This is a genomic window from Bacillus sp. ABR, assembly GCF_056172715.1.
The window spans coordinates 431,954-455,378 of record NZ_JAOYSL010000001.1 but is presented as its reverse complement, the minus strand read 5'-3'; the positions used below and the strand labels follow the sequence as shown (position 1 = coordinate 455,378).

Annotated in this window: 26 protein-coding genes; 12 read left to right on the top strand and 14 right to left on the bottom strand. The window is 40.1% G+C overall.

Annotated elements, in window-relative coordinates; all coding sequences use genetic code 11:
• Positions 1-2: 2 nt before the first annotated feature.
• From OIT90_RS02275 to OIT90_RS02265, 3 genes are all read left to right on the top strand, one after another.
• Positions 3-743, top strand: coding sequence for an amino acid ABC transporter ATP-binding protein (locus tag OIT90_RS02275; RefSeq protein WP_099663740.1), 741 nt, complete (start codon positions 3-5; stop codon positions 741-743).
• A 192-nt stretch (positions 744-935) separates the two neighbouring features.
• Positions 936-2,144, top strand: a complete 1,209-nt coding sequence (locus OIT90_RS02270; protein WP_039182048.1) for an ammonium transporter — start codon at positions 936-938, stop codon at positions 2,142-2,144.
• 18 nt (positions 2,145-2,162) lie between these two features.
• Entirely contained in the window at positions 2,163-2,510 is a 348-nt protein-coding gene (locus OIT90_RS02265) for a P-II family nitrogen regulator (RefSeq protein ID WP_039182051.1), read from the top strand.
• Positions 2,511-2,597: 87 nt separating this feature from the next.
• On the opposite strand, the gene OIT90_RS02260 is transcribed toward OIT90_RS02265, so the two are convergent.
• Positions 2,598-3,494: a peptidoglycan DD-metalloendopeptidase family protein gene (locus tag OIT90_RS02260; protein WP_034281210.1), complete on the bottom strand. Its 897-nt coding sequence runs from the start codon at positions 3,492-3,494 to the stop codon at positions 2,598-2,600.
• A 116-nt stretch (positions 3,495-3,610) separates the two neighbouring features.
• Between OIT90_RS02260 and OIT90_RS02255 the strand changes: the two genes are divergently transcribed.
• Positions 3,611-4,120: a GNAT family N-acetyltransferase gene (locus OIT90_RS02255; RefSeq protein WP_047202534.1), complete on the top strand. Its 510-nt coding sequence runs from the start codon at positions 3,611-3,613 to the stop codon at positions 4,118-4,120.
• A 32-nt stretch (positions 4,121-4,152) separates the two neighbouring features.
• Here OIT90_RS02255 and OIT90_RS02250 read toward each other — a convergent pair whose 3' ends face one another.
• From OIT90_RS02250 to OIT90_RS02240, 3 genes are read right to left on the bottom strand one after another with little or no spacing between them, the layout of a single operon-like run.
• On the bottom strand, positions 4,153-4,683 hold the full coding sequence (locus tag OIT90_RS02250; protein WP_058838569.1) for a TlpA family protein disulfide reductase: 531 nt from the start codon (positions 4,681-4,683) through the stop codon (positions 4,153-4,155).
• Complete coding sequence (locus OIT90_RS02245) at positions 4,680-5,237, bottom strand: MauE/DoxX family redox-associated membrane protein (protein ID WP_058838568.1); 558 nt, start codon at positions 5,235-5,237, stop codon at positions 4,680-4,682. The genes OIT90_RS02250 and OIT90_RS02245 overlap by 4 nt, the downstream gene beginning before the upstream one ends.
• A gap of 1 nt (position 5,238) precedes the next feature.
• A complete protein-coding gene (locus OIT90_RS02240) occupies positions 5,239-7,038 on the bottom strand; it encodes an ABC transporter ATP-binding protein (protein ID WP_126682412.1) in 1,800 nt (599 codons plus the stop codon).
• Positions 7,039-7,136: 98 nt separating this feature from the next.
• On the opposite strand from OIT90_RS02240, the gene OIT90_RS02235 reads away from it, so the two are divergent.
• Positions 7,137-7,646 carry a thioredoxin domain-containing protein gene (locus tag OIT90_RS02235; protein WP_474892214.1) on the top strand — a complete coding sequence of 170 codons (510 nt, stop codon included), beginning with the start codon at positions 7,137-7,139 and terminating at the stop codon, positions 7,644-7,646.
• Positions 7,647-7,692: 46 nt separating this feature from the next.
• Here OIT90_RS02235 and OIT90_RS02230 read toward each other — a convergent pair whose 3' ends face one another.
• A complete protein-coding gene (locus OIT90_RS02230; protein WP_144489936.1) occupies positions 7,693-8,088 on the bottom strand; it encodes a hypothetical protein in 396 nt (131 codons plus the stop codon).
• Between the two features lie 525 nt (positions 8,089-8,613).
• Here OIT90_RS02230 and OIT90_RS02225 point away from each other — a divergent pair.
• The 4 genes from OIT90_RS02225 to rpsN all read left to right on the top strand — a co-directional run bounded on the left by OIT90_RS02225 (position 8,614) and on the right by rpsN (position 10,895).
• On the top strand, positions 8,614-9,036 hold the full coding sequence (locus OIT90_RS02225; RefSeq protein WP_039182073.1) for a DUF5362 family protein: 423 nt from the start codon (positions 8,614-8,616) through the stop codon (positions 9,034-9,036).
• 144 nt (positions 9,037-9,180) lie between these two features.
• Positions 9,181-9,330, top strand: coding sequence for a 50S ribosomal protein L33 (gene rpmG / locus OIT90_RS02220; RefSeq protein WP_003214771.1), 150 nt, complete (start codon positions 9,181-9,183; stop codon positions 9,328-9,330).
• Between the two features lie 82 nt (positions 9,331-9,412).
• The gene (locus OIT90_RS02215; protein WP_058838564.1) at positions 9,413-10,609 is read left to right on the top strand and encodes a GTP-binding protein; all 1,197 of its coding nucleotides are present in this window, start codon (positions 9,413-9,415) and stop codon (positions 10,607-10,609) included.
• 16 nt (positions 10,610-10,625) lie between these two features.
• Positions 10,626-10,895, top strand: a complete 270-nt coding sequence (gene rpsN / locus OIT90_RS02210; RefSeq protein WP_025093900.1) for a 30S ribosomal protein S14 — start codon at positions 10,626-10,628, stop codon at positions 10,893-10,895.
• 254 nt (positions 10,896-11,149) lie between these two features.
• On the opposite strand, the gene moaA is transcribed toward rpsN, so the two are convergent.
• Complete coding sequence (gene moaA / locus OIT90_RS02205; protein ID WP_144493999.1) at positions 11,150-12,157, bottom strand: GTP 3',8-cyclase MoaA; 1,008 nt, start codon at positions 12,155-12,157, stop codon at positions 11,150-11,152.
• Between the two features lie 10 nt (positions 12,158-12,167).
• Positions 12,168-12,956, bottom strand: a complete 789-nt coding sequence (gene fdhD / locus OIT90_RS02200) for a formate dehydrogenase accessory sulfurtransferase FdhD (RefSeq protein ID WP_047202543.1) — start codon at positions 12,954-12,956, stop codon at positions 12,168-12,170.
• Between the two features lie 134 nt (positions 12,957-13,090).
• Here fdhD and OIT90_RS02195 point away from each other — a divergent pair, with 134 nt between their 5' ends.
• Both OIT90_RS02195 and OIT90_RS02190 read left to right on the top strand, forming a co-directional pair.
• The gene (locus tag OIT90_RS02195; protein WP_144493997.1) at positions 13,091-14,356 is read left to right on the top strand and encodes an L-lactate MFS transporter; all 1,266 of its coding nucleotides are present in this window, start codon (positions 13,091-13,093) and stop codon (positions 14,354-14,356) included.
• A gap of 82 nt (positions 14,357-14,438) precedes the next feature.
• Complete coding sequence (locus tag OIT90_RS02190; RefSeq protein WP_474892213.1) at positions 14,439-16,787, top strand: FdhF/YdeP family oxidoreductase; 2,349 nt, start codon at positions 14,439-14,441, stop codon at positions 16,785-16,787.
• 50 nt (positions 16,788-16,837) lie between these two features.
• Here the strand turns inward: OIT90_RS02190 and OIT90_RS02185 are convergent, their stop codons facing one another.
• From OIT90_RS02185 to OIT90_RS02160, 6 genes are all read right to left on the bottom strand, one after another.
• Entirely contained in the window at positions 16,838-17,515 is a 678-nt protein-coding gene (locus tag OIT90_RS02185) for a VWA domain-containing protein (protein ID WP_474892212.1), read from the bottom strand.
• A gap of 83 nt (positions 17,516-17,598) precedes the next feature.
• Positions 17,599-18,297 carry a VWA domain-containing protein gene (locus OIT90_RS02180; RefSeq protein WP_039182096.1) on the bottom strand — a complete coding sequence of 233 codons (699 nt, stop codon included), beginning with the start codon at positions 18,295-18,297 and terminating at the stop codon, positions 17,599-17,601.
• Positions 18,298-18,619: 322 nt separating this feature from the next.
• A complete protein-coding gene (gene spoIID / locus OIT90_RS02175) occupies positions 18,620-19,645 on the bottom strand; it encodes a stage II sporulation protein D (protein WP_041087858.1) in 1,026 nt (341 codons plus the stop codon).
• Between the two features lie 257 nt (positions 19,646-19,902).
• Entirely contained in the window at positions 19,903-21,210 is a 1,308-nt protein-coding gene (gene murA, locus OIT90_RS02170) for a UDP-N-acetylglucosamine 1-carboxyvinyltransferase (RefSeq protein WP_024423722.1), read from the bottom strand.
• Between the two features lie 32 nt (positions 21,211-21,242).
• Positions 21,243-21,977 carry a YwmB family TATA-box binding protein gene (locus tag OIT90_RS02165; protein ID WP_126682413.1) on the bottom strand — a complete coding sequence of 245 codons (735 nt, stop codon included), beginning with the start codon at positions 21,975-21,977 and terminating at the stop codon, positions 21,243-21,245.
• Positions 21,978-22,106: 129 nt separating this feature from the next.
• Positions 22,107-22,337, bottom strand: a complete 231-nt coding sequence (locus OIT90_RS02160) for a DUF1146 family protein (RefSeq protein WP_024423724.1) — start codon at positions 22,335-22,337, stop codon at positions 22,107-22,109.
• 170 nt (positions 22,338-22,507) lie between these two features.
• Between OIT90_RS02160 and OIT90_RS02155 the strand changes: the two genes are divergently transcribed.
• The gene (locus OIT90_RS02155; RefSeq protein ID WP_064498804.1) at positions 22,508-22,984 is read left to right on the top strand and encodes a hypothetical protein; all 477 of its coding nucleotides are present in this window, start codon (positions 22,508-22,510) and stop codon (positions 22,982-22,984) included.
• Between the two features lie 42 nt (positions 22,985-23,026).
• Here OIT90_RS02155 and OIT90_RS02150 read toward each other — a convergent pair whose 3' ends face one another.
• The gene (locus OIT90_RS02150; RefSeq protein WP_003214592.1) at positions 23,027-23,422 is read right to left on the bottom strand and encodes a F0F1 ATP synthase subunit epsilon; all 396 of its coding nucleotides are present in this window, start codon (positions 23,420-23,422) and stop codon (positions 23,027-23,029) included.
• Positions 23,423-23,425: the final 3 nt, after the last annotated feature.

Sequence of the window (23,425 nt, the reverse complement as noted above, 5' to 3'; positions counted from 1 at the left end):
GTATGACAGAATCAAAGGAAGTCATTCGTGTTGAAAAACTCAATAAATACTTTGGAGAGCTTCATGTTTTAAAAGATATCGATCTCACCGTTTATGAAAATGATGTAGTCGTCTTAATTGGCGCAAGCGGTTCTGGAAAAAGCACCCTGCTCCGCTGTATGAACTTTTTAGAAATAAAAAATGACGGAGATATCATCATCGATGGCAGCCCTGTTCATCCAAAGCGCGATCAATTAAACGAAATGAGACAAAAAATAGGAATGGTGTTTCAGCATTTTAATCTTTTTCCGCACAAAACTGTGCTTGAAAATATCATTGAAGCACCTATTATGGTGAAAAAAACAAAGAAAGCGCAAGCCATCACCGAAGCGAGCGCCTTGTTAGATAAAGTCGGACTTGCAGATAAAGCCAACGTATATCCTTCTAAACTATCAGGCGGTCAAAAACAGCGTGTAGCCATCGCCAGATCTCTCGCTATGAAGCCTGATGTCATGTTATTTGACGAACCTACGTCTGCCCTTGATCCAGAGCTTGTAGGCGAGGTGCTGCAAACGATGAAAAGCCTCGCAAAAGAAGGCATGACCATGGTCATTGTCACACATGAAATGGGCTTTGCGAAAGAAGTTGCTGACCGTGTCGTCTACATGCACGAGGGCCGCATCGTCGAAGAAGGCGTCCCTTCGGAATTATTTGATTCTCCTAGGGAGGAACGTACAAAACTGTTTCTCAGCTCCATTTTATAGGTCAAACGCCCTTCATTTTTAGTGCTTAACTGACGTTTTTGCTCATTTTTTACGAACTTTTCATCCATTTATATTGAACTTAACCAAAAAACCATGTTAGATAAACTTACACGTATATGTTATATATGACTTTTCTCTCTATAATGAAGAATTAAGAAAACAATAATTCTGAATGATTCGGGGGAATGCAGCATGCAAATGGGTGATACAGTATTTATGTTCTTCTGCGCACTACTCGTGTGGTTAATGACACCGGGTTTAGCTTTATTCTACGGAGGACTCGTGAGAAGTAAAAACGTTTTAAGCACAACCATGCACAGCTTAACGTCACTAGCGATCGTTTCAATCGTATGGATCGTATTCGGTTATTCCTTAGCTTTTGCACCAGGCAATGCATGGATCGGAGGATTAGACTGGGTTGGCCTGAAAGGCGTAGGCTTTGAACCCGGTTCCTATAGCGAGACCATTCCACATTCATTGTTCATGATGTTCCAAATGACCTTTGCCGTCTTAACAACAGCCATCATCTCAGGTGCCTTTGCTGAAAGGATTCGCTACTCAGCAGTCGTTGTATTTACACTCCTTTGGGTCACATTTGTATACGCTCCAGTCGCACACTGGGTATGGGGCGGCGGTTGGATTGGCGAGATGGGTGCGCTTGACTTCGCAGGCGGAAACGTGGTTCACATCTCATCCGGTGTTGCAGGTCTTGTCGTGGCGATTGTGCTCGGGAAGCGTAAAGACGCAGCAAGCTCTTCTCCGCATAACTTGATCTACACCCTTCTCGGCGGAGCTGTCATCTGGTTTGGCTGGTTTGGTTTTAACGTGGGGAGTGCTCTTACATTAGACAGCGTGGCCATGTTTGCCTTTATTAACACCAATACAGCCGCTGCTGCAGGAATCATCGGCTGGCTGTTAGTAGAGTGGATGATCAACAAAAAACCAACCATGCTCGGCGCGATCTCTGGAGCCATCGCAGGTCTTGTCGCCATTACACCTGCCGCAGGCTTTGTTACACCGTTTGCTTCTATTATAATAGGATTCATTGGCGGGATCGTCTGTTTCTGGGGCGTCTTTTCTCTCAAGGCCAAATTTGGCTATGATGACGCACTAGACGCATTCGGCCTTCACGGAATTGGCGGTACTTGGGGAGGAATTGCAACAGGACTTTTCGCCACAACTTCTGTCAATGACGGTGGAGCCAATGGCTTATTTTACGGAGATCCCAGCTTACTTTGGAAGCAAGTGGTCGCGATTGTTGCCACGTACGCTTTTGTTGCCGTTGTGACATACGTGATCATCAAGTTGGTCAATGTCTTCTTCAAAATTCGTGCAACCGAAGAAGAAGAATCCGTGGGTCTTGATTTAACCATGCACGGTGAAAAAGCTTATCAAGATTAAAGAAAAAGGGGTGTCTCTATGAGCAAAATGTATAAAGTGGAGATTGTCACACGTCCAGCTAATTTTGAAACATTAAAGGTGGAGCTTGGAAAGATTGGTGTCACCTCGATTACCTTTTCAAATGTACACGGCTGCGGCTTACAAAAGGGACATACAGAGCTATACCGCGGCGTCAAAAGAGAAAGCAACGTGTACGAACGATTAAAGATCGAAATCGTCCTAAGCAAAGTACCTGTCGAACAGGTCGTTGAAACAGCTCAAAAGGTACTTCGTACAGGCGAACCAGGGGATGGGAAAATTTTTATATATGAGATAGCAAATACAATCAACATTCGGACAGGTGAAGAAGGACCTGCCGCCCTATAGTTTATCCTCCGCCGAGTGGCGGAGGATCTTTTTAAGCAGAAAAAAACCTCTGCATATTTTTATATACACAGAGGACCTTGTAAGACATTAAGATTGTTTAGTTTCTTCTGACTGACTGCTGTCTTTAGAGGAATCAGAAGACTTTTCTTGATCAGAGGATTTCCCCTTCTCATCAGACTTTTCTTCCGATTTTTCTCCAGCTGGCTCTTTGGCTTTATCTTCAGCAGCAGGTTCCTTCGTTTTTTCCTCAGTCTTTGGCTGAGCAGGTTCTTTTGCTTGTTCCGTCACTTCTTGCGCTGCTTTTTCAATCGTAGAAACAGGCTTGTCAATGAAGCTAAGCGGATTAAGCGCTAAACCTTCCATACGAATTTCAAAATGCACATGGTTGCCGCTTTCAGCGCCATATAGGTTTTTACCAGAAGCACCAATGACATCATTCTGCTTCACTTCATCGCCTTCTTTGACACTCACTTGTGACAACGATTGATAGACAGTTGATAATCCATCTTCATGTTCAATTTCAACGACATGACCAAGAACTGGATCTTTTTTCGCTTGAACCACTGTTCCACTAAGAGCAGCTGTGACATCAAACACTTTGCCATCTTTATCTGCAAGATCAATACCTTTGCTCAAGGTATAGGTGTTATTATAGTTTACAAGTGCTGCTTCTTTTTCTTTTTGGTCAGCATCTGCTTCATAGAACTTTTTCACGACAGAAACATTATCAGAATTCTGGACCGGCATTGCGACATTTTCAATTGGCTTTCCAACTTCAACAGCATCATCGCGCTGTTCTTGCCCTGTTTGATTTCCATCAGATAGTTGGTCTTTCACATCTTTTGATACAGCTTGATACCAAAGAACGGCTGTTAACACGACCGCTGCGCTGACCAAGTAAATAGCAGGGAATACCCAGCGCTTACGGAAAAATTGCTGAACTTTTGTGATTTTGGAAGTACGTTTCTTTTCTTCCTCTCTCATTTTTCATCACCTCAGCAACATTCTGAACACTTTTCAAAAAATATATACACACGAAATCATTTTTCTTTTTATTTTGCGCAATCGCATCAATAATATGTATGATAAATGAAAAAAAGATGGGGGACTTAATTGTGAAAACTTTCAACCGCATAGCAACAGAAGATGACCTCAAAGCGATCGTTGATATCTACAATTCAACCATTGCTTCAAGAGAAGTGACAGCTGATACAGAACCAGTTTCTGTCGAGGACCGCCGGCAATGGTTTTTGAATCATTCCGAAAAAAGACCTCTCTATGTGAAAACAGATGAGGATGGAATTATCTACGGCTGGCTGAGCTTTGAAACATTTTACGGTAGACCTGCATACAACGGGACCGTTGAAATGAGTATCTATTTGAACCAAGACTATCGAGGAAAAGGCTTAGGCTCACTTTTCTTACAAGAAGCCATTGAGTTAGCACCGTCATTAGGCATTCGAACGTTACTTGCCTTTATTTTCGGGCACAACGAAGCCAGCATTCGACTATTTAAAAAGCACGGCTTTGAGACATGGGGCCACCTGCCACGCATCGCAGAAATGGACGGCAGCAGATACGATTTAGATATCCTAGGAAAAGAATTATAAAACGAGCGTCTCCCTGACAAAGAGACGCTTTTTTATGACGCATGTAACAGCTGTTCAAACTGTTTCGCATTTTGAAGAGATTTTCTTTGCAGAATGATACCTTGTTCATCAATGAGAATTGCTTGTGGAACAACCGTTACCCCATACAGCTCCATAATTTGTGAAGAACGAGTATACACAGCTTGGGACGGAAGCAATTCAAGGATCGGCGTATCATCCGCCTGCTCATCTCCATTAATAATAATGAATTGAGTATCATCGCCAGCGATTTGCTGCTGCAGATCTGCCAAAATACTTTTGCACGTCATACAAGTAGAATTCACAAATAACAGCATCACAGCACTCCCACTTTGAAAATATTCCTTCAAAATGACCTTCTTCCCTAAATGGGAATAGCTTCGAAATAACGGTGCAGGATCCCCCACATCCGCTTCCTTTAATTCAATTCCATCAAGGGTTTTAATTTTATTCATAAATTTTCCGATAAAACGGGCGAGCAAAAATATCACAGCCAGCTGAGCAATGACAATGAATAACACAATAATCAATAGAATATCTGTCATTTCACATCGTCTCCTTCTATAAATAATTCAAATTGATTGATCCATTTTCTTTTAAACATTAAGACTTCTTGACCCACCGCTATTATGAAAGAGACAGCCACGGCAATGAGAAAACAAATAATGTTATATTGCCATGGAATGGTTTCTACATAGGAATGCACATAAAACAATCCGATCACAAGAGACAGCATCGACACATTGCGAATCACAATTCCCCAGTGAAGGCGTTCATTATCAAGTAGTCCACCACAGCCGCAAGAAATATCACGATGTCCTCTCAATAAATTGAAGGTCACCGCTCCAGTATAAATACATAAAAGTGCTGTAAGACCAATCGCAGGTACAAGAGTCATGTGCCATATGAACAAATAACCAGTACAAACCAATTCAGCAGTTAAAAACAAATAAAACATGGGTGCCGTGAAAGAAGGAGGCAGCAGCCGATAAGCATCCATCTGCTGCATATGTGCCGTCTGTTTTTTCACTTTATCAAACCATGCACCCGCAAAAATGATCCCTAGTAAATAGACACCTATATAATAAAAGACACTCACCTTACGCCATCTCCTTTTGTTGAAATAATTGAGATTGTGCCTCGTAAAGCCTTTTGTACTCTCCGTTCAACACCATCAGTTCATTATGGTTCCCCTCTTCAACGAAAGCACCATCTTTCATTACGATTATACGGTCTGCTAAACGGGCCGCTCCCATTCGATGTGTGATAAACAAGACACCCTGATCCTGCGTGTGATCGAATAGCTTTCGAATGAGTGAAATTTCCGAGAGTGGATCAAGAGCAGAAGTCGGTTCATCTAAAATGATAAAATCACTCTCTCTAAAGAAGGTTCTAGCCATCGCGAGCTTTTGCCATTGTCCGCCAGACAGTTCATGTCCTTCTTCAAAAAACCGTCCAAGCTGTGCATCATACATTTCTTCCATTTGATGAATTCTTTTCTCTATGCCTGCTTGCCGTGCAGCTGAGATCATCCGCTCTTTCTCGTCCATATGATCAATACGGCCAAACCCGATGTTTTCTTTCACAGTGAACTCGTACTTCATAAAATCTTGAAAAAGAACAGCCATTCTCGCATGGTATGACTTTTTATGAATGGTAGAAATAGACTCACCGTTGACTTTTTGCATATTCGGCTGATCTGGATCATATAAACCGGTCAAACATTTGATCAAGGTGGTTTTACCTGATCCGTTATCCCCCACCAATGCAATACGTTCACCTTTATTGATATGAAAATGTATATGCTCAATGGCAGGTGTTTTCATATTCGGATAAGTAAATGAGAGATTTTCAAGTGTAATAGACTGAATAGACTCGATCTTCCGAAGCGATGCCCCCTCTTCTACCTGCTCATGAATTTCTTCTTCTCTCTTTTGAAAAGCTCTCATTTCATCAATATAAAGACTTGTTTCATATAAACTAGAACATTCTCTTGTTAAGTCCTGAAAACCACTTTGGATGTTTTGCACCGCTTGCAGCACAGCGACAAATGTCCCGGCAGCTAATTTTTTTTGAAAAATAAGAAAGACAATAAAAAGACCGCAGCATACATAGGAAAATGTCATAAGCAACCCGCCCGCCATCTCCCAGCGAACTTGCCGCTTAAGCAGTTTATATTTTTCATCTGCACTTTTTACATAATGACCTTTCCATTTCTGAAGAAGATAATCCCCGATTCCATATAAACGGATTTCCTTCAATGAATCTCGTTGCGCAACAAGATCGGACACATACATTTCTCTGCGGTCATTGGCAGTTAACATGCGGTTTAATTGATAACGCGCTCCTCCAAAGAAAAGCTCAATCCATAAGACAGGCAGGGTAAACACGATCAGAATAACTGCCAAGCCCCAATGGATACCGATCATATAGAAAAGAAGTGATACAACAGTAATCAATGCGCTCATGATTGTAAAGATACTTCTAACCATACTCAGAACATGCTGATGACTGTTCATCACACGTTGACTTTCATTGTAAAAAGAAGGGTGTTCAAATGTAATAAACGGCAGCCTGATCGCCTTTTGAAGCAATTCACCCTTCAAATGCAGACCAATCAAATTTGTCGCTTTCTGCTGGCTAAGCTGAAGAACGAATTGAAGCCCATATCCTAAAACCACGATGACCATTTGCAGTCCAAATAACCACAAAACCTTTTGAATGTCTCCTGAAGACGTCATGAATAAAATAATTTCATTAATCAAAGTTTGAATAATCCAGACACTAGCCAAAGGCATAAAACCAACGATTACTTGGATCAATAAGGTAAGAAGAAGATAAGATCGACTTCTTTTCCAAGTATAGGAGATTGCATATAGACAATGGTTCACTGTACTCATCAAACGCTCCACCTTACACCATTTAGTATAATTGACATATTTTTGATATTTGTATTATGATAGCTTTGCGTAACTTCACTCTGAGAGGACGATATACGATGAATGCAATCTTACTTTTACAGCTCACTCTTATTCTTTGCAGCCTATTATTAACGATCGGAGTCATCATCTATTTAAAACAACAAATGGAACTGATCATTTTACCGATACAGCATGTCGGACAAAAACTAGTGCATCCGCTACTTGAAAAACCATCACCTATTCCAGTGAATGATTTACTGCAGACCAACAGTAAGCAGCAGCTGCTTATTTTCACTGATACATCATGTCCGCATTGCATTCCATCACTTGAACAATTCCTAGAAACGAAAAATCAGCGTAAATTAGACGTTTCATTTAGTATTTTGCTAAAGAATGGGCAAAAAGAGGATCAAGAATTATATCGTGATAATAAAACCAACATGCGAATTATCCCAGTGGACGAACAAATGATAGACACATTCCAAATTGAAGAATTTCCGTATTACATCATGGTAGAAGAAGATGAAATCATCTCATATGCAGCACCTTTTCCGGATGGTCTTTATTCAAGGATATCTGCAAAATAAAGATAAATGAGGCATGTGAAGAATATCAAACACATGCCTCATTTTTTTATTGTGGATCTGAGTGAACATCTAGATCTTTTTCCCCTGCAGCAGCTTCTCTTGCTTCATCTGAAGCCTGTTCCTCGGCTTGTTCAAACTCACTCCGTGCCTCATTTGAAATGTCTACTTGGTCACCATGCTGATTCACAGTAACAGACGAAGAAGACGTCTCTTTTTGAGCCTCTTTCTCTAGTTCCTTTAATTTAGAAACATGAAGTTCCAAATCTTTACCTTGCTGAACTAAAGTAAGTTGTTGAAATAATGCCTTTCTCTCTTCTGGAGAATGGTCACCTTGAACAATTTGAGCCGCTTGGGTTAAAAAAGAATTTGATGATTGACCCGCTTGACGCCTATTTGACGTCTGCATAGCATTTGTTAAGAATGAAATTGAAGATATGCTCATGCGTTCACATCCTATTAAATAAGATCCTTAAATTTAGCAGCCACATCTAACGCGTTCTTGACTAGTACAAATCTCACCTGTGTCACGATCCACGTAGTAACGGAAAGTTCCAACACCTTGAAGGAAACAAGTCGGTGCTGATTTACATGAAGTGACTAATTTTTGCAAAATACATCTTGCAGCTGCAGGTTGAACATTGGTCATTTTGTTTAAGAAACGATCTAACATATGAATTCCACCTTCCAATTTTTATGGTAATACAACACAATAATAACCAATTACAAGACAACTAACAACATATTTTGATAAATTTACTAATTATTTTTTACTATCAATCTTGTTTATGACATAATTTATCGATAATTTTAATAGTAAATGTTACTTTTTTCTTATTTGGAAATAATTTATTTATCCATAAATAGTGAGGTGAAGATAGAAACATTTTCATTAATCAACATTCACTCTTCCTAAAGCACTACTTACTCAAGTATGATAAAGAGTGAATACATAAAGGAGTGAACACCAATGCAACAAACTGAGAAAATCATTCAATCTCTTCATTCAATCGTAAAGTGGGGAAAGGTTGGTAGTATCTTTCTCTATATTTCAGGCGGTCTGGCTATTCTTATTGGTTTTTGGCTTGTTCTTCCTGCAGCCCTTGGCGTCTTCCTCATTATGATGGGAATCCATGTACAAAAATCTGTAAAAGCAGCTGAACAATTGATTCAGGCTCCTGATACTTCTTACGAAGAATTATTAGAACAATACGCTAAGATGATGAAAATGCAGACACTGTTTGCCATTTCAAGTATTGCCGCAGTTATTCTTTCATTCATTGCCATTGTTTTGATGCTTATACTAGGCGGGTTAGCCTTCCTCCAAGAAATACCTTATGATGTCCAGCAGTATGAAGGTGATTACGAACAAGAACTCGGTGACTTTTATTAATCGAGTGGGGTATCAATGGTCGTTCGATACCCCTTTTGTTTTTATCATTTGGCTTGGATTATCCCCCTATGCTTGACATTCAGTCTTGTTCATTTTAAAATACAAATCGTAACTATTACGAATTAAAGGAGGATCCTATTACTTATGCGCGTGAAAATTACGTTGGCCTGTACTGAAACAGGTGACAGAAACTACATCACAACAAAAAATAAAAGAACGAATCCCGACCGATTGGAGTTAAAAAAATATTCTCCTCGATTAAAGAAATATACCCTTCATAGAGAAACAAAATAAATTTTTTAGACAATAAATCGTAATGATTACTTTTTAAGTGAGGCGGAAAACAAAATGATCGTTTTCAAAAGGACAAAAACAAATGAATAAGCGTATACCTGTTACAGTATTAAGCGGCTTTTTAGGAGCAGGAAAAACAACGATATTAAATCATGTTCTTCAAAATCGTAAAGGATTAAAAGTGGCTGTGATCGTCAATGACATGAGCGAAATTAATATTGATGCAGAACTAGTCAAACAAGGCGGTGAGCTTTCTCGATCAGATGAGAAACTAGTTGAATTATCTAACGGTTGTATTTGCTGCACTTTGAGAGAAGACTTGTTAATTGAAGTAGAACGCCTTTGTAAGACAGGTAATATCGATTATATTGTCATTGAATCAACTGGAATTAGTGAACCAATTCCCGTCGCTCAAACGTTTTCTTATATTGATGAAGAAATGGGCATAGATTTGACCCGCTTTTGCCGACTAGATACGATGGTCACAGTAGTAGATGCAAATCGCTTCTGGACTGATTTCCAGTCAGGAGAGAGTTTATTAGATCGTAAAGAAGCGGTTTCCGATGACGACGAACGAGAAATTTCAGATTTACTCATTGATCAAATTGAATTTTGTGACGTGCTCATTATCAATAAATGTGATCTAGTATCATCCTCAGAGTTAGATCGACTTGAGCATGTGCTGAACAAACTACAACCAGAAGCATCTATCATCAGAACCTCACAAGGTAAAGTACAGCCAGATGACATATTGAATACTGGTTTATTTGACTTTGAAAAATCAAGTGCTTCTGCTGGATGGATCAAAGAGATCAACGCAGGACATGCTCAGCATACGCCGGAAACAGAAGAATACCAAATTTCATCCTTTGTTTACGAAAGAAGACTCCCTTTTCATACAGGCAGGCTGAATAATTGGTTAGATCAAATGCCTGAGCAGATCGTTCGTGCGAAAGGTTTTACTTGGCTTGCCACACATCATGATTTAACCATTTTAATTTCACAAGCTGGGAAATCTGTTGCGATTGAACCAATTGCATACTGGATTGCTGCTTTGTCTGAGCAAGAAAAAACACGGATATTAAATCAGGAACCAGAGCTTCTAGATGAGTGGGACGCAGAGTTTGGTGATCGTCATACAAAACTTGTGTTTATCGGTGTGGATTTGCCTAAAGCAGAAATTATTCGCACTCTTGATCAATGCTTGCTCACACCTGAGGAATTTGATCAAGATTGGACTACATTTGAGGACCCCTTTCAATGGAAAATACAAAATTAGGCCAGGAGGGTTTTAATTGGCAAAGAAATCTAAGATTGCTAAAGAAAAAAAACGGCAGCAGCTTGTATTGAAATATGCAGAATTAAGGAAAGAGTTAAAAGAAAAAGGTGACTATGAAGCTTTACGGAAATTACCTAGAGACTCTTCCCCTACCCGCTTAAAAAACCGTTGTGAATTAACCGGCCGTCCAAGAGGTTACTTAAGGAAATTCAAAATGTCTAGGATTGCTTTTCGTGAGCTTGCCTATAAGGGTCATATCCCTGGGGTGAAAAAATCGAGCTGGTAAAGAATGATTTGATCTTATCACAGCACTCGGAAAAGTAAAGCGGCACAAAACGATGAAAAATCTATTTTCAAGTCTTATCTCATGCTTTTTGAAGTTCAAAATAGGCATTTAAAAACCAGCAGAATCTCTGCTGGTTTTTTATAATGAATGAGTTCATAAGATAAAATAACCTGTTCGCAAAAAAGGATTTTCAACAATGATTACGCCATTTTTCCTTCTTTTCAAAAATACCTGATCATGATACTTTGTTGTCATTATCCACCGATGTATGACATTTCAACCTTTTTCTGATCTTTTTTCTGCTCTCTCTCAGCTGAATATTGATCAAGTCTATTCGACCATAGTTCCTTTAACAAGTTTGCTAACTCTTCATTATCTTTTGTCGTACGAATCATCCGTTTCAGATCAAAACCCGATGATGCAAACAGACATGTAAACAATTCCCCGCGTGCAGATAGCCTTGCTCTGTTACATGTTCCGCAAAAAGCATCTGAAACGGAAGAAATAATGCCTATCTCTCCTGAACCATCTTTGTAAAAAAATCGGTTGGCTACTTCACCTGTATATTGAGGAGGTTCTGGTTTGATAGGATATGTTGAATTAATTAATTCAATTATTTCATTCTTTGTCATGACATGTTCTAGATTCCATTTATTCGTATTACCGACATCCATAAACTCGATAAACCTGAGAACGTGTCCTTCTTTTTTAAAGTAAGCCGCCATTGGTAAGACATCCTGATCATTCACACCTTTTTGAACAACCATATTAATCTTGATAGCAAGTCCAGCCTTTCTTGCCGCCTCAATGCCATCAAACACTTTTTGGATAGAAATGTGCCTTCCGTTCATTTGCTTAAAACGATCGGGATTTAATGAATCTAAACTAATGGTGACTCTATTAAGACCAGCTCTCTTTAACTGATCAGCATATAAAGGTAAAAGCGTTCCATTGGTTGTCATCGCAATGTCTTCAATCCCTGGAATTTTTGCGAGCTTTTCTATTAAGACAGGCAGATCCTTCCGCATTAAAGGTTCCCCGCCCGTGATGCGTATTTTTACCACACCTAGATTCTTTACAAAAAGGGTAGCAAGTCGTTCAATTTCTTCGAAAGTAAGCAGTTCTTCTTTTTTCAAGAAAGGATAATCTGGTCCAAAAATTTCAGCAGGCATACAGTACGTACATCTAAAGTTACAGCGATCAGTTACTGATATTCTTAAATCGCGCAATGGTCGATGTCTTTTATCTAAAATACTGTCCATACTTTGCCTCCTATTCTGTAATACGCTGAGGATGAGTGTAAATATTAAAGGATTTTCCTCTGACGAATCCAACTGTCGTAATATTTAATTCTTCTGCCATTTGAAGCGCTAGCTCAGTAGGTGCTGATTTTGAAATGACGATAGAGACTCCTAGTTTTGCTGCCTTCAATAGAACTTCTGACGATATCCGGCCGCTAAACACAAGAATTTTATCTCTAAGTGGGATTCGCTGGAGTAAACAATATCCATAAATTTTATCTAAAGCATTATGTCTTCCTATATCAGTTCTAGTGATGAATAGCTTCTCTGTGTCACACAGTCCAGCATTATGCACTCCGCCAGTATGTTGAAATAATTGACTTTCTTCTTGCAAACATTTCATGAGATGCATACAGGTTTCAGCAGAAATACTAATTCGATCAATGGCTGTTTTTGCCGTCTTCACATCTTGAAGAAAATAAAAGTGTCTTCCTTTCCCGCAGCATGAACCAATCACTCGTTTTGTAAAATCTGATGAATCAAATCCACTTGAGTGAACTAAATCAACATAGGCAAAACCCATACTTTCATCTATTGTAAACCTTTTAATCTCATTTTCAAATCGAATGACCCCTTCTGAAGCCAAAAAGCCGATAACCAATTCTTTCAAGTGCTCTGGTGAACAAACAAGTGTCACAAATTCTTCTCCATTCACCATCACAGTTAAAGGAAATTCTTCTACAATTTCATCAGATTTGCATGTAAACTGGCCTTCACGGTATTGGTGTATGACTCGTTTCTTTTTAACAGAAGGATTCATTGTATGATCTTCCTTTCAATGCAAATTTAGTTATATGATCCAATCAAATTGTGATATTATTTTAAAAAGTCATGAAAATGTAACATATTTCTATCTTATCAAACTTCTTGATTGCTTTATATGGGGGGAACAAAATGAACAAATCGAAAAATCGCTGGCTCATTGCAACAAGTGCTGTAGGAATTCATTTATCTATTGGGTCTGTTTATGCTTGGAGTGTTTTTACGAATCCTTTACATGAAGCCTTTCAGTGGTCATTAACAGAAATAAGTCTCACCTTCAGTATTGCTATTTTATTTTTAGGTTTATCTGCTGCTTTCATGGGACATTTCGTTGAAAGGTATGGTCCAAAGGCATCGGGGCTCTTCTCAGCTATTTTCTTCGGCATCGGAATGACTGGATCAGGATTCGCTGTTCACATGTCCTCACTGCCCCTCCTCTATTTATTTTATGGTGTACTTGCTGGAATAGGTTTAGGAGTAGGCTATATTGCACCTGTATCAACTCTAGTCAAATGGTTTCCGGATCGAAGAGGGCTTGCAACCGGCTTAGCCATTATGGGGTTTGGATTTGCTTCTCTTATTTGCAGCCCAATTATTCAATTTCTCATTGAAAAAGTGAATATCGCAAATACTTTTTATATTCTTGGAATCTCCTATTTTATCATCATGGTGATCTCATCTCTTTATTTATCACCACCAACACCTGATGACGTCAAGCAATTTGACGCATTCAAAACAAAGCAAGGAAAAATTCCTCAAGATTTATCACAGCTTACTGCAAATGAAGCGATCAAGACAAGACGTTTTTATTATTTGTGGCTTATGCTTTTTATTAATATCACATGCGGAATTGCTGTTATTTCAGTAGCGTCACCTCTTGCTCAAGAAAGTGTTGGGTTCACTGCAGGTGCTGCAGCTACTCTTGTGGGCATTTTAGGTGCTTTTAATGGGTTAGGACGAATTGGCTGGGCATCGTTCTCAGATTATATAGGAAGACCGAATACGTACACGATTTTTTTCAGTATCCAGCTCATTGCTTTTCCTTTACTCCCCTATTTAAAAGAACCGCTCATCTTTTCAATCGTCATGGCGATCATTTATACGTGCTATGGAGGAGGATTTGCTTCAATTCCAGCCTATATTGGGGATTTGTTTGGTACAAAGCAGCTTGGTGCCATACACGGTTATATTCTGACGGCTTGGGCCGCTGCGGGTTTAGCAGGACCCCTATTTTCATCCTTCATCCGAGATATAACAGGTAATTACACACAGAGTCTTATGGTGTTCTCTGGCTTATTTTTCATCGCTTTTATCATATCACTTCTTATTCGGAAGGATATTCAGCAACTGAGAGAAACAAGCCCACCTGCTGCTTCCTCTGTCTCAGCCCGACCTTAATTTGAATTTGACAGAATCACAATCTAAAGGTAATTTTTAGATATGAAAACGCTTTACAAAGTAATAGGAGGGTGATGATCTCATGGGGAAAACTAAACATAAGGGGCCTGTTAAACTCAATAAAAAACCCTCACCAAAGCTATGGGCCTCTTTTGCACCAATGGGGCTTGGCAAAGTGAAACCGAAACACATTCGAGATACGATGAAAGTGGCATGGGAAAACAAAGATAACCTTCCCTACGCGTACCGTATTTTAACGCAGGGCGTTTGTGACGGCTGTGCCCTTGGCGTCTCAGGACTGTATGATCAAACGCTCGCAGGACCCCATATATGCACTACAAGACTAAATGTACTTCGTCTTAACACAATGCCAGCTATTGATCCAAAATGGTTTGAAGATATTCATCAGCTAAAGCAAATGGACAGCACCTCTCTTCGCAAGCTTGGGCGAATTCCTTATCCATTGCTCCGAAAAAAAGGTGACAATGCCTTTACACGTATTTCTTGGGATAATGCACTTGATCAAATCGCAGCTAAAATTCAATCAATTGATAAACGGCAGCTTGCTTTCTATTTAACCGCCAGAGGAATTACAAATGAAGTTTATTATACCGCTGCAAAGGCAGCTCGATTTATAGGGACGAATCATATTGATAATGCTTCTCGCATTTGCCATTCACCAAGTAAAACCGCTCTTAAACGGTCCCTTGGCATCGGCGCTTCCAGCTGTAATTACAGTGATTGGATTGGAACGGATGTATTAATTTTTTGGGGATCTGTCGCAGCAAACAATCAGCCTGTTTCCACTAAATATATGTACGCTGCTAAAAAGAAAGGGACAAAAATTATCGTCATCAATCCATATAAAGAGCCTGCCATGGAAAAGTACTGGGTTCCTTCTATTCCAGAGAGTGCTTTATTCGGGACAAAAATTGCGGATGATTTTTACCAAGTCAATATAGGCGGAGATATTGCGTTTATGAACGGCGTCATCAAGCATTGGTTTGACATGGAGCAGCATGCTCCCCATTCAGCTCTTGATCACGAATTTATTCAAAACCATACAACAGGCATACAGGATTTAAAACAGCATGTCGCACAGTTGAAGTGGGAGGACCTAGAAGCATCATCAGGTTTATCAAAAGAAAGAATGATGGATTTTGCAACACTGCTTGCCAATGCTAATTCAGGTGTTTTTATTTGGAGTATGGGCCTTACTCAGCACCGCTTTGCAACTGATAATATATCACAGGTTGCCAACCTTGCCATGCTGCGAGGATTCATTGGCAGAAAACATTGTGGTGTCATGCCAATTCGAGGGCATAGCGGTGTCCAAGGTTCCGGTGAAATGGGCGCTGATCCATTCGTTTTGCCGGGTAGTGATTTTGATGAAGAGAATATTGAAAGAATCGAACAAATATGGGGATTTGACATTCCTAAATGGCATGGTGACACCATTGGGCAATCCTTTGAAAAGATGGCTCTCCCAAAAGATCATCCACAAAAACTCAAAATGCTGTTTACGAGTGGTGGAAACTTTTTAGAAACGATGCCAAATCCAGAAGCGATTGAAAAAGCATTATCTGAACTAGAACTCCGTGTCCACCAAGATATTATTCTGAATACCTCTACGCTGGTAGACGCTGAAGAGGCGGTAATTGTTCTGCCTGCTATGACAAGATATGAACAACCAGGCGGCGGCACATCAACCAGTACAGAACGCATGGTATATTTCAGTCCAGAAATTGAAGGACCTCGTATTGAAGAAGCCAGAGCAGAATGGGACATTTATGTTGATCTTGCGAAAAGGGTCCGGCCAGAAGATGCCGAGCTGATTCATTTTGAAACAGCTGAAGACATTCGTCGTGAGATAGCGATCGCCAATCGAAACTATGATGGCATCCAGCATTTACGTCATAAGGGAGACGTTTTTCAATGGGGAGGCGCATGGCTTTGTGAAGATGGCGTATGTCCAACGCCAGACGGAAAGGGACATCTGCTTCCTGCTCAGCTGCCTCAATATCGAAAAACCGAAGGACATTTCAATATTACGACAAGAAGAGGAAAGCAATTCAACTCCATGATTTACAGTGAAAAGGATGCCTTTAATGGTGGAAAACGTCATTCTATCCTAATGAATGAAGAAGATGCAAAGGAGCTTTACGTCCAAGAAGGTGATCCAGTTGTTCTCTTTAATCAATATGGATCCTATCAAGGAGTGGCTCAATTTGGAGAGTTGAGACGTGGCAATATCGCAGTTTATTGGCCGGAAGGGAACGTTTTAATTCCTAAAGGTGTGTATGAGAGCTACTCACAGATTCCCGAGTATAATACGGCTGCCATATTAGAAAAAGCCGAAACCTTCCATGCAAGAAAGGATCAGCATTACGTGGAGAAACGAATTGATGAATTAGAAACGACTTTGAATTAATCGTCAACTTAAAAACAGCTGGGGTTGTTTCCCCAGCTGCCATTCACTCTCTACCGACCAAAAGCGCTCGCTTCTTGTTGAAGAATGCGGTTCAATTCTTCGGCATTTGCAGCCGGTTGATAATGTCCTCCACCCGCTTTTGCAACAGATTTTAAACTTTTTGCTTCTTTTTCATTTACGTCGAAGCCAATGATATTGACGATTGTATCTATTCCGTCTTCATGTAATTCCTTTGCTGCTTGTGAAGGGCTTCCACCACAAGTTTCTTCACCATCACTGACAACATAAACAATATTTTTCCCTTCAGCCTGGTGATCTTCAAAATCTTGTTTCGTATCAGTTAATGCTTTTGCAAGTGGTGTCCAGCCGGTTGGCTTATACACATTTAGTGCTTGCTGAAATGTTGATGGCTCATATGATCCAAATCCGTAAACGGCTTCAGAACTTGAACAAGAAACGGCTTTCCCTGCATTTTTATTGGTTCCTTCATGACCAAACACACGAAGTAGAACTTGTGTATCTTCTGATAAAATGCCCGCAAAGCTTTGAATAGACCGTTTGGCGATATCGATTTTCTTTTCACCTTCAACTGATTGTGCCATGCTACCGCTTAAATCGAGTAATATCACCACTTGAGCAGGCGGCTCTTGTTTTGTTACAGCATGAGCTGGTGAAGAAAGAAGCAGGACAAGACTAGCCAAAATGGTTAATATGATATTTCTTTTCATCAATAAAAACCTCCATTTTTTACTTTTGTACAGAAAAAGAGAAACGAAAGCATGAATCAATCGTTTCCCTTTTGTTCAGCAAGTTATTCGTGTAGTTTTAATGATTCTGCTGATAAGATAGAACCCATTTCTTTACCAGTGCTTGCTTGGTAGTAATGGCCTTTACCAGCTTTGGCTACTTGCTTCAATTGACCTTCATAGCCATCGTTAAAGTCTAACCCGATCACATTTACAACAGTTGATCCTTTTGAGTTATGCAATTCTTTTGCTACTTTTACTGGATCTCCGCCACAAGTTTCTTCACCATCAGTGATTAAGTACACAATATGCTTTGTTCCTTCAGTAAGCTGCTCATCCGCTTGCTTTGCATTTTCAAGTGCACGTGCAATTGGTGTCCAGCCATTTGGTCCAAGTCCGTTTAAAGAATTTTCAAAGCTGTCTTTTTCATAAGGCTGTACGCCGTAAACGCCTCTAATGACTTCACATGATTGAGCTTTACCTGAATTTTTGTTGTTTCCTTCAGAACCAAACAAGCTCATACGAATTTTAGCGTCTTTTGGAAGTGACTGGGCAAATTTAAATACCTCTTGTTTGGCGAGATCAAATTTGCGCTCTCCCTCAACTTTTCTTGCCATGCTTCCACTTGCATCAAGCAAGATTGTGACTCTTACATCTTTATTATGTTTTTTGACTGTAGATGCTTCTGCAAATACTGGTGAAGAGATTGACATAGATAATGTCAATACAGCTAAGGTTACGAGTGAGAATACTTTTTTCAACATAATTTTCCTTCCTCCTTATGTATTTAATTGAAACATCTTAATCGTAAAATATTCTGTCTTGGAATGGTATAGGACTCGGTCCCTTTTTCTCTTTCATCAAAATCACTAAAATTCTGTCAGATGTCTAGATATTTTCACCTAACAGACCCTTTATCCTCTCGATTTCTCCTCCTTTTGAGGGGCTTTGTATCGGCCATCAGTTCTTATCGGGACATAAATGTTTAAGTTTTCCTTCGGTGCGTCTTAAGTCGCAATTTGTCACATTCTGTTCAAACCTCTTTGACCACACAAAAAAATGCCCCATTTCTGAGGCACCTTTGCTTTATTTTTTAGCCATATACGTGTTGAGAAAACGATCGGCTGATTCGATTTGAATTCCTTTATAATAATGTTTCACGATGGCATCTACTTTTTTTCCAGCCTGCGCCATATAATGCGCACCATATTGACTCATGCCTACACCATGACCATATCCTTTTGTTGTAATGACAATCTGCTGGCCCTGGCGTTCCCATGTGAAGTCCGCTGAATGAAGGCCTAGTGATTCTCGAATGTCTCGTCCTGACAGTGTTTTACCGTTGATCACGGCTTTCGCTACTTGGTTTCCTGGTGTCCGTTCTACTATCTGTCCGACCTGAGCCTGCTGAGTGAGCGTCACACCTAATTTTTGCTGAAATTCACTTACCGAGATGGTTTTCTTGTTTTGAAATTTTGGCGATTTTTCGTCCCATTTACTTGAGACACTTTTCAAATAAGGGATTTCGTTTTTCCAATAGGCTTCGGCATTTTCCGTTTTTCCGTTACTTGTTGAAAAGAATGAAGCATCAATTGGTTTCTCGTCATAAGTCAGCACTTTTCCTTGTGTGCTGGCAACAGCTTCCGTGACTTTTTTTAATTTCCAATTGTACGCTTTCCCCCAAATTTTCTTGAGTTCCTGTTTGTTTTTGTACACCTGGAACATTTGGGTATCATCTACAAGCGAGCCCTTAGGTGATTTGACGGTCTTATCACTGATCATTTGTCTGACGATATACGTTCTTGCTGCGAGCGCCTGTGCCTTGAGTGCTTCCATTTCAAAATCAGCTGGCATTTCAGATGCTACGACACCGATCACATACTCTTCTAAGGGGATGTTTTCTACCTGCTGATGAGCAGAGCGATAGACGGGGATAGCGACGGGTGATTGCTTCAATTTGACTGAACCCTTCACTTCTTTTTTAACTGATGGTTCCGCTGCTACGTGCTGGCTGGCCGCCGGCTTCCCTTGGAATGTCGGCAACACAAGTAATGTTGGAATCATTAAAATGATGATGCATATTCCTGCGATTGTCCATATCATTGGTTTCATATTTGGCTGCCCCCATTTGTCATTGAATCTCTTTTATCCTATGGGCAGGGACAAGCTAATATGACAGCTTCTTTCTTTTAGTGGACAAGTCTTTTATGAAGGTATGAGGCTGTTCTTCAATTGGATTTTACTGTTCGTCTGTATGAATAAAATTTAAGATGGTTGGATACACTAATGATAAGCTTCGTGAAATGAGGCATTCTATGAATCTAAAAAAAAAATCAGCATGCCCAATGGACACACTGATTTCTTTATGATTACGCGTTCAGATCTGATACAACTTGTTCTTGTGTCACATCTGCTGATTCATCGTTTACTCTTTCAATATCTGCACCGATTGCTGCAAGCTTTTGGTGGAAGTTCACATAACCACGGTCAATATGCTTCAACTCTGTGACACGTGTATGACCTTCTGCCACTAATCCAGCAAGTACAAGTGCTGCTCCTGCTCTTAAATCAGTCGCTGCCACTTCAGCACCTTGAAGTTGAACCGGCCCATTGATAATGACAGAGCGACCCTCAATTTTAATATCGCCATTCATGCGGCGGAATTCTTCAGCATGCATAAAGCGGTTTTCAAACACTGTTTCTGTGATCATGCTTGTTCCGTTCGCACGAAGCAATAGCGCCATCATCTGAGATTGCATATCCGTTGGGAACCCAGGATGCGGCATTGTTTTTAGATCGATTGGCTTGAGCTCAGATGGTCCAATGACTCTTAAACCTTCTTCTTCTTCAATGATCTGAATACCCATTTCTTCCATTTTGGCAACAAGTGATGTCATGTGCTCTGGCACTGCGCCTTTTACAAGAACATTTCCTTCTGTAATGGCTGCTGCCACCATGAAAGTACCTGCTTCAATTCTGTCAGGGATGATATTGTGTTTTGCACCGTGAAGTGTTTCCACACCTTCGATTTTGATTGTACCAGTACCAGCACCGCGAACCTTACCGCCCATGGCATTGATGTAGTTTGCTAAATCAACAATTTCAGGTTCTTTTGCTACGTTTTCTAAAATGGTTGTTCCTTCCGCTAATGCTGCTGCCATGATGATGTTTTCAGTTGCCCCTACACTTGGGAAATCCAAATAGATTTTTGCACCTTTTAAACGGCCTTTTACTTCAGCCTCGATGAAACCATTACCTACTTGAATTTTAGCTCCCATTGCTTCAAAGCCTTTTAAATGCTGATCAATTGGTCTTGAACCAATTGCACAGCCTCCAGGTAATGCAACTCTTGCATGACCTGTTCTTGCTAAAAGTGGTCCCATGACAAGCACGGATGCTCGCATTTTACGGACATACTCAAACGGAGCCTCAGTTTCTAGTGCATGAGATGCATCAACTGATACTTCGTTATTTTCAAAATGTACTTCTGCTCCTAAATGACGTAACACTTCATTGATTGTATATACATCGGAGAGCGTAGGTACATCACAAATTACGCTTTTTTCTGTACTTGCTAACAAAGATGCAGCGATAACTGGTAAAACGGCATTTTTTGCGCCTTCTACTTTAACTGTGCCGTTTAACTTTTGACCGCCGCGGACGATGATTTTTTCCAAGGTCTTCCCCTCCGCGTCCCAAATTCTCTATATTAATATTCAGTCGTTACGATTGGTGTGCCAACCGTAATCGTATGATTTTCGTTCATTTCCGAACTTCTGATGGCAATTTGAACATTCATTTTATCATTTGAAGTCATAATGAACTGTTCCCACTTCTCTGTGTAAGCGGAAAGCGACACAAAATTAGACTCAACGAGATACTCAACTGGTTTTGCTTGAAATTCATTTGCTAACGTTTCAGCTTTTTTTTGCAAAACAACATCCATCATACCATTTACATGACCATCGAGACAAGTAAAAATTACAATTTTCTCTTGTAATATGCTTTTTGCATGACGTACGAACTGATCATATGTATGCTCCCAAGTATTCAGTGGGCGAGCACCTTTTTGCTCATATAATAAATACGACTTTTGATTTGATTTTGTGTCGGTCTTCACGAGTAAAATTTTCGATTCTGTATCATTTTTTTCATCTTTGTAAATTCCTGTGACTTTGGTGACATGTTGTTCTTTTTTTTCGGTCCACTCATACTGTCGTAGTTCGTCTTTCAAACGTTTCACTTTTTTTGAAAATTGTTCGGATGAAATATCTACATTTGTTTTGGCATGAAGGGTCCATCCATCGACTTCGATTTGCTGGTTTTTCAAACCTTCTGCTATTTGAGCGAGCGGAGAAGATTCTTCCGCACGAACACCTTGAATCATCAGAACAAAAAAAAGAATAAACGCAAATAATGGCCAACCTTTCAAATACTTTTTCACCTGTCATTCCCCCTTGCTACAAGTGTTGCCGCAAGGAGGTCAATGCATACGTGGAAAAGTCAACAAAAGGCGCGCCTTTTGACCCTTCTTTTTACGTTCCCGCAGAAGGCCGTGACCAAACCTTTTATGTTAGAACATATAAGGAATTTGTCTGGAGAAATTTAAGTAATCAAGGAAGAAATTACTGACCGCAGATGCGATGGCAATGGTAATGAGCATCATCAGCAGCCTTGCTTGAACGATTTTCCCTTTTTTAATGAGTGGATCAATATTTACAGCAAGCAGTGCCCACCATGTAACCGCGATAAAAAATAGGTGGATCACAATGCCCACGATTGCTTGTTGTCCTACGTCTTCCATACAATTGAATCCTCCTTTTATTTATTTCTGTAAAGGAAAACTCCCTTTCATTATATCCTCGAAAATCGGAAAGATGAATCATTTGGAAAAAAGAGCTACATTTAGTGTGAATCCCCTCTTATCCTGATGCCAAGGAGATGATATACTGCGTGTGGAAGGAGCTGAACACATTGAAAGATTCTTTTCCTGACTTTGTTGATTTGTACGGAGAATTGGTTCCCTCATTTGATCATGAATGGGAGGCCATTGCTTTCTACTTTGATTATAGACAGACACAGCTAGAAGAATTAGCACAATTGTGTCATTTTCATAACATTTCTTTGGATTACTCTGAGGAAAGCCTGTATCAGTTAGAATCACTATACTTTGATGCATTGACCAAGCAGCTGTTCGCTGAGTGGAAAATGCCAATAGATGCATTAGAAGCGATGATGAGTGTGTATTTAGGAGAGGTTGTCATCCGTCATCATTCAGATGCTGACTGGGTAGTGCGGCCTTATATGGATTCTTCGCACCAATATACGCTTGGCTTACGCAGAAACAATAAAACATGGCATTGCAGTACGCAATTTTGCGAGCAGTTATATCTAGAAAAGCAAGCATCTCATCCTTATGTGTCGATGTATCAATCTCTCATGTCATCCTAAAAAAAATCCTTCTTATCACAGTGATAAGAAGGATTTTCTGTTTTATTTCCCTGCTACATTTAAACGGTTTAACGCCCGTTTTAATGCGAGTTCCGCCCGGCGTACATCACTTTCATTCGGGTGGTTCAAATGCTCTTCAGCACGCTGTTTCGCTGATTTAGCGCGATCAACATCAACTTTGTCTGATGTTTCAGCGGCCTGAGCAAGAATCGTTACTTGTTCAGGGCGGACTTCAACAAATCCGCCACTTACTGCAACCAATTCAGTTGATCCACTATGTTTTAAGCGAACTGCACCGATTTTTAGCGGAGCAACCATTGGAACGTGGCCAGCTAAAATACCAAGCTCACCGCTTTCTGCTCTTACACTGACCATTTCCACATCCGCTTGATACACTGGGCCGTCGGGAGTAACGATATTGACTTGAACGGTCTTCATGCT

Excerpts from the sequence above, each read along its gene's own strand:
- moaA (WP_144493999.1), bottom strand. The coding sequence starts at position 12,157 with ATGGACAGTATTTTAGATAAAAGACATCGACCATTGCGCGATTTAAGA.
- fdhD (WP_047202543.1), bottom strand. The coding sequence starts at position 12,956 with ATGAATCCTTCTGTTAAAAAGAAACGAGTCATACACCAATACCGTGAA.
- OIT90_RS02270 (WP_039182048.1), top strand. The coding sequence starts at position 936 with ATGCAAATGGGTGATACAGTATTTATGTTCTTCTGCGCACTACTCGTG.
- OIT90_RS02180 (WP_039182096.1), bottom strand. The coding sequence starts at position 18,297 with ATGTTGAAAAAAGTATTCTCACTCGTAACCTTAGCTGTATTGACATTA.
- OIT90_RS02215 (WP_058838564.1), top strand. The coding sequence starts at position 9,413 with ATGAATAAGCGTATACCTGTTACAGTATTAAGCGGCTTTTTAGGAGCA.
- OIT90_RS02275 (WP_099663740.1), top strand. The coding sequence starts at position 3 with ATGACAGAATCAAAGGAAGTCATTCGTGTTGAAAAACTCAATAAATAC.
- OIT90_RS02185 (WP_474892212.1), bottom strand. The coding sequence starts at position 17,515 with ATGAAAAGAAATATCATATTAACCATTTTGGCTAGTCTTGTCCTGCTT.
- OIT90_RS02160 (WP_024423724.1), bottom strand. The coding sequence starts at position 22,337 with ATGGAAGACGTAGGACAACAAGCAATCGTGGGCATTGTGATCCACCTA.
- OIT90_RS02265 (WP_039182051.1), top strand. The coding sequence starts at position 2,163 with ATGAGCAAAATGTATAAAGTGGAGATTGTCACACGTCCAGCTAATTTT.
- OIT90_RS02235 (WP_474892214.1), top strand. The coding sequence starts at position 7,137 with ATGAATGCAATCTTACTTTTACAGCTCACTCTTATTCTTTGCAGCCTA.
- OIT90_RS02225 (WP_039182073.1), top strand. The coding sequence starts at position 8,614 with ATGCAACAAACTGAGAAAATCATTCAATCTCTTCATTCAATCGTAAAG.
- OIT90_RS02240 (WP_126682412.1), bottom strand. The coding sequence starts at position 7,038 with ATGAGTACAGTGAACCATTGTCTATATGCAATCTCCTATACTTGGAAA.
- OIT90_RS02250 (WP_058838569.1), bottom strand. The coding sequence starts at position 4,683 with ATGACAGATATTCTATTGATTATTGTGTTATTCATTGTCATTGCTCAG.
- rpmG (WP_003214771.1), top strand. The coding sequence starts at position 9,181 with ATGCGCGTGAAAATTACGTTGGCCTGTACTGAAACAGGTGACAGAAAC.
- OIT90_RS02230 (WP_144489936.1), bottom strand. The coding sequence starts at position 8,088 with ATGAGCATATCTTCAATTTCATTCTTAACAAATGCTATGCAGACGTCA.
- OIT90_RS02150 (WP_003214592.1), bottom strand. The coding sequence starts at position 23,422 with ATGAAGACCGTTCAAGTCAATATCGTTACTCCCGACGGCCCAGTGTAT.
- spoIID (WP_041087858.1), bottom strand. The coding sequence starts at position 19,645 with ATGAAACCAATGATATGGACAATCGCAGGAATATGCATCATCATTTTA.
- OIT90_RS02195 (WP_144493997.1), top strand. The coding sequence starts at position 13,091 with ATGAACAAATCGAAAAATCGCTGGCTCATTGCAACAAGTGCTGTAGGA.
- OIT90_RS02255 (WP_047202534.1), top strand. The coding sequence starts at position 3,611 with ATGGGGGACTTAATTGTGAAAACTTTCAACCGCATAGCAACAGAAGAT.
- OIT90_RS02260 (WP_034281210.1), bottom strand. The coding sequence starts at position 3,494 with ATGAGAGAGGAAGAAAAGAAACGTACTTCCAAAATCACAAAAGTTCAG.
- OIT90_RS02190 (WP_474892213.1), top strand. The coding sequence starts at position 14,439 with ATGGGGAAAACTAAACATAAGGGGCCTGTTAAACTCAATAAAAAACCC.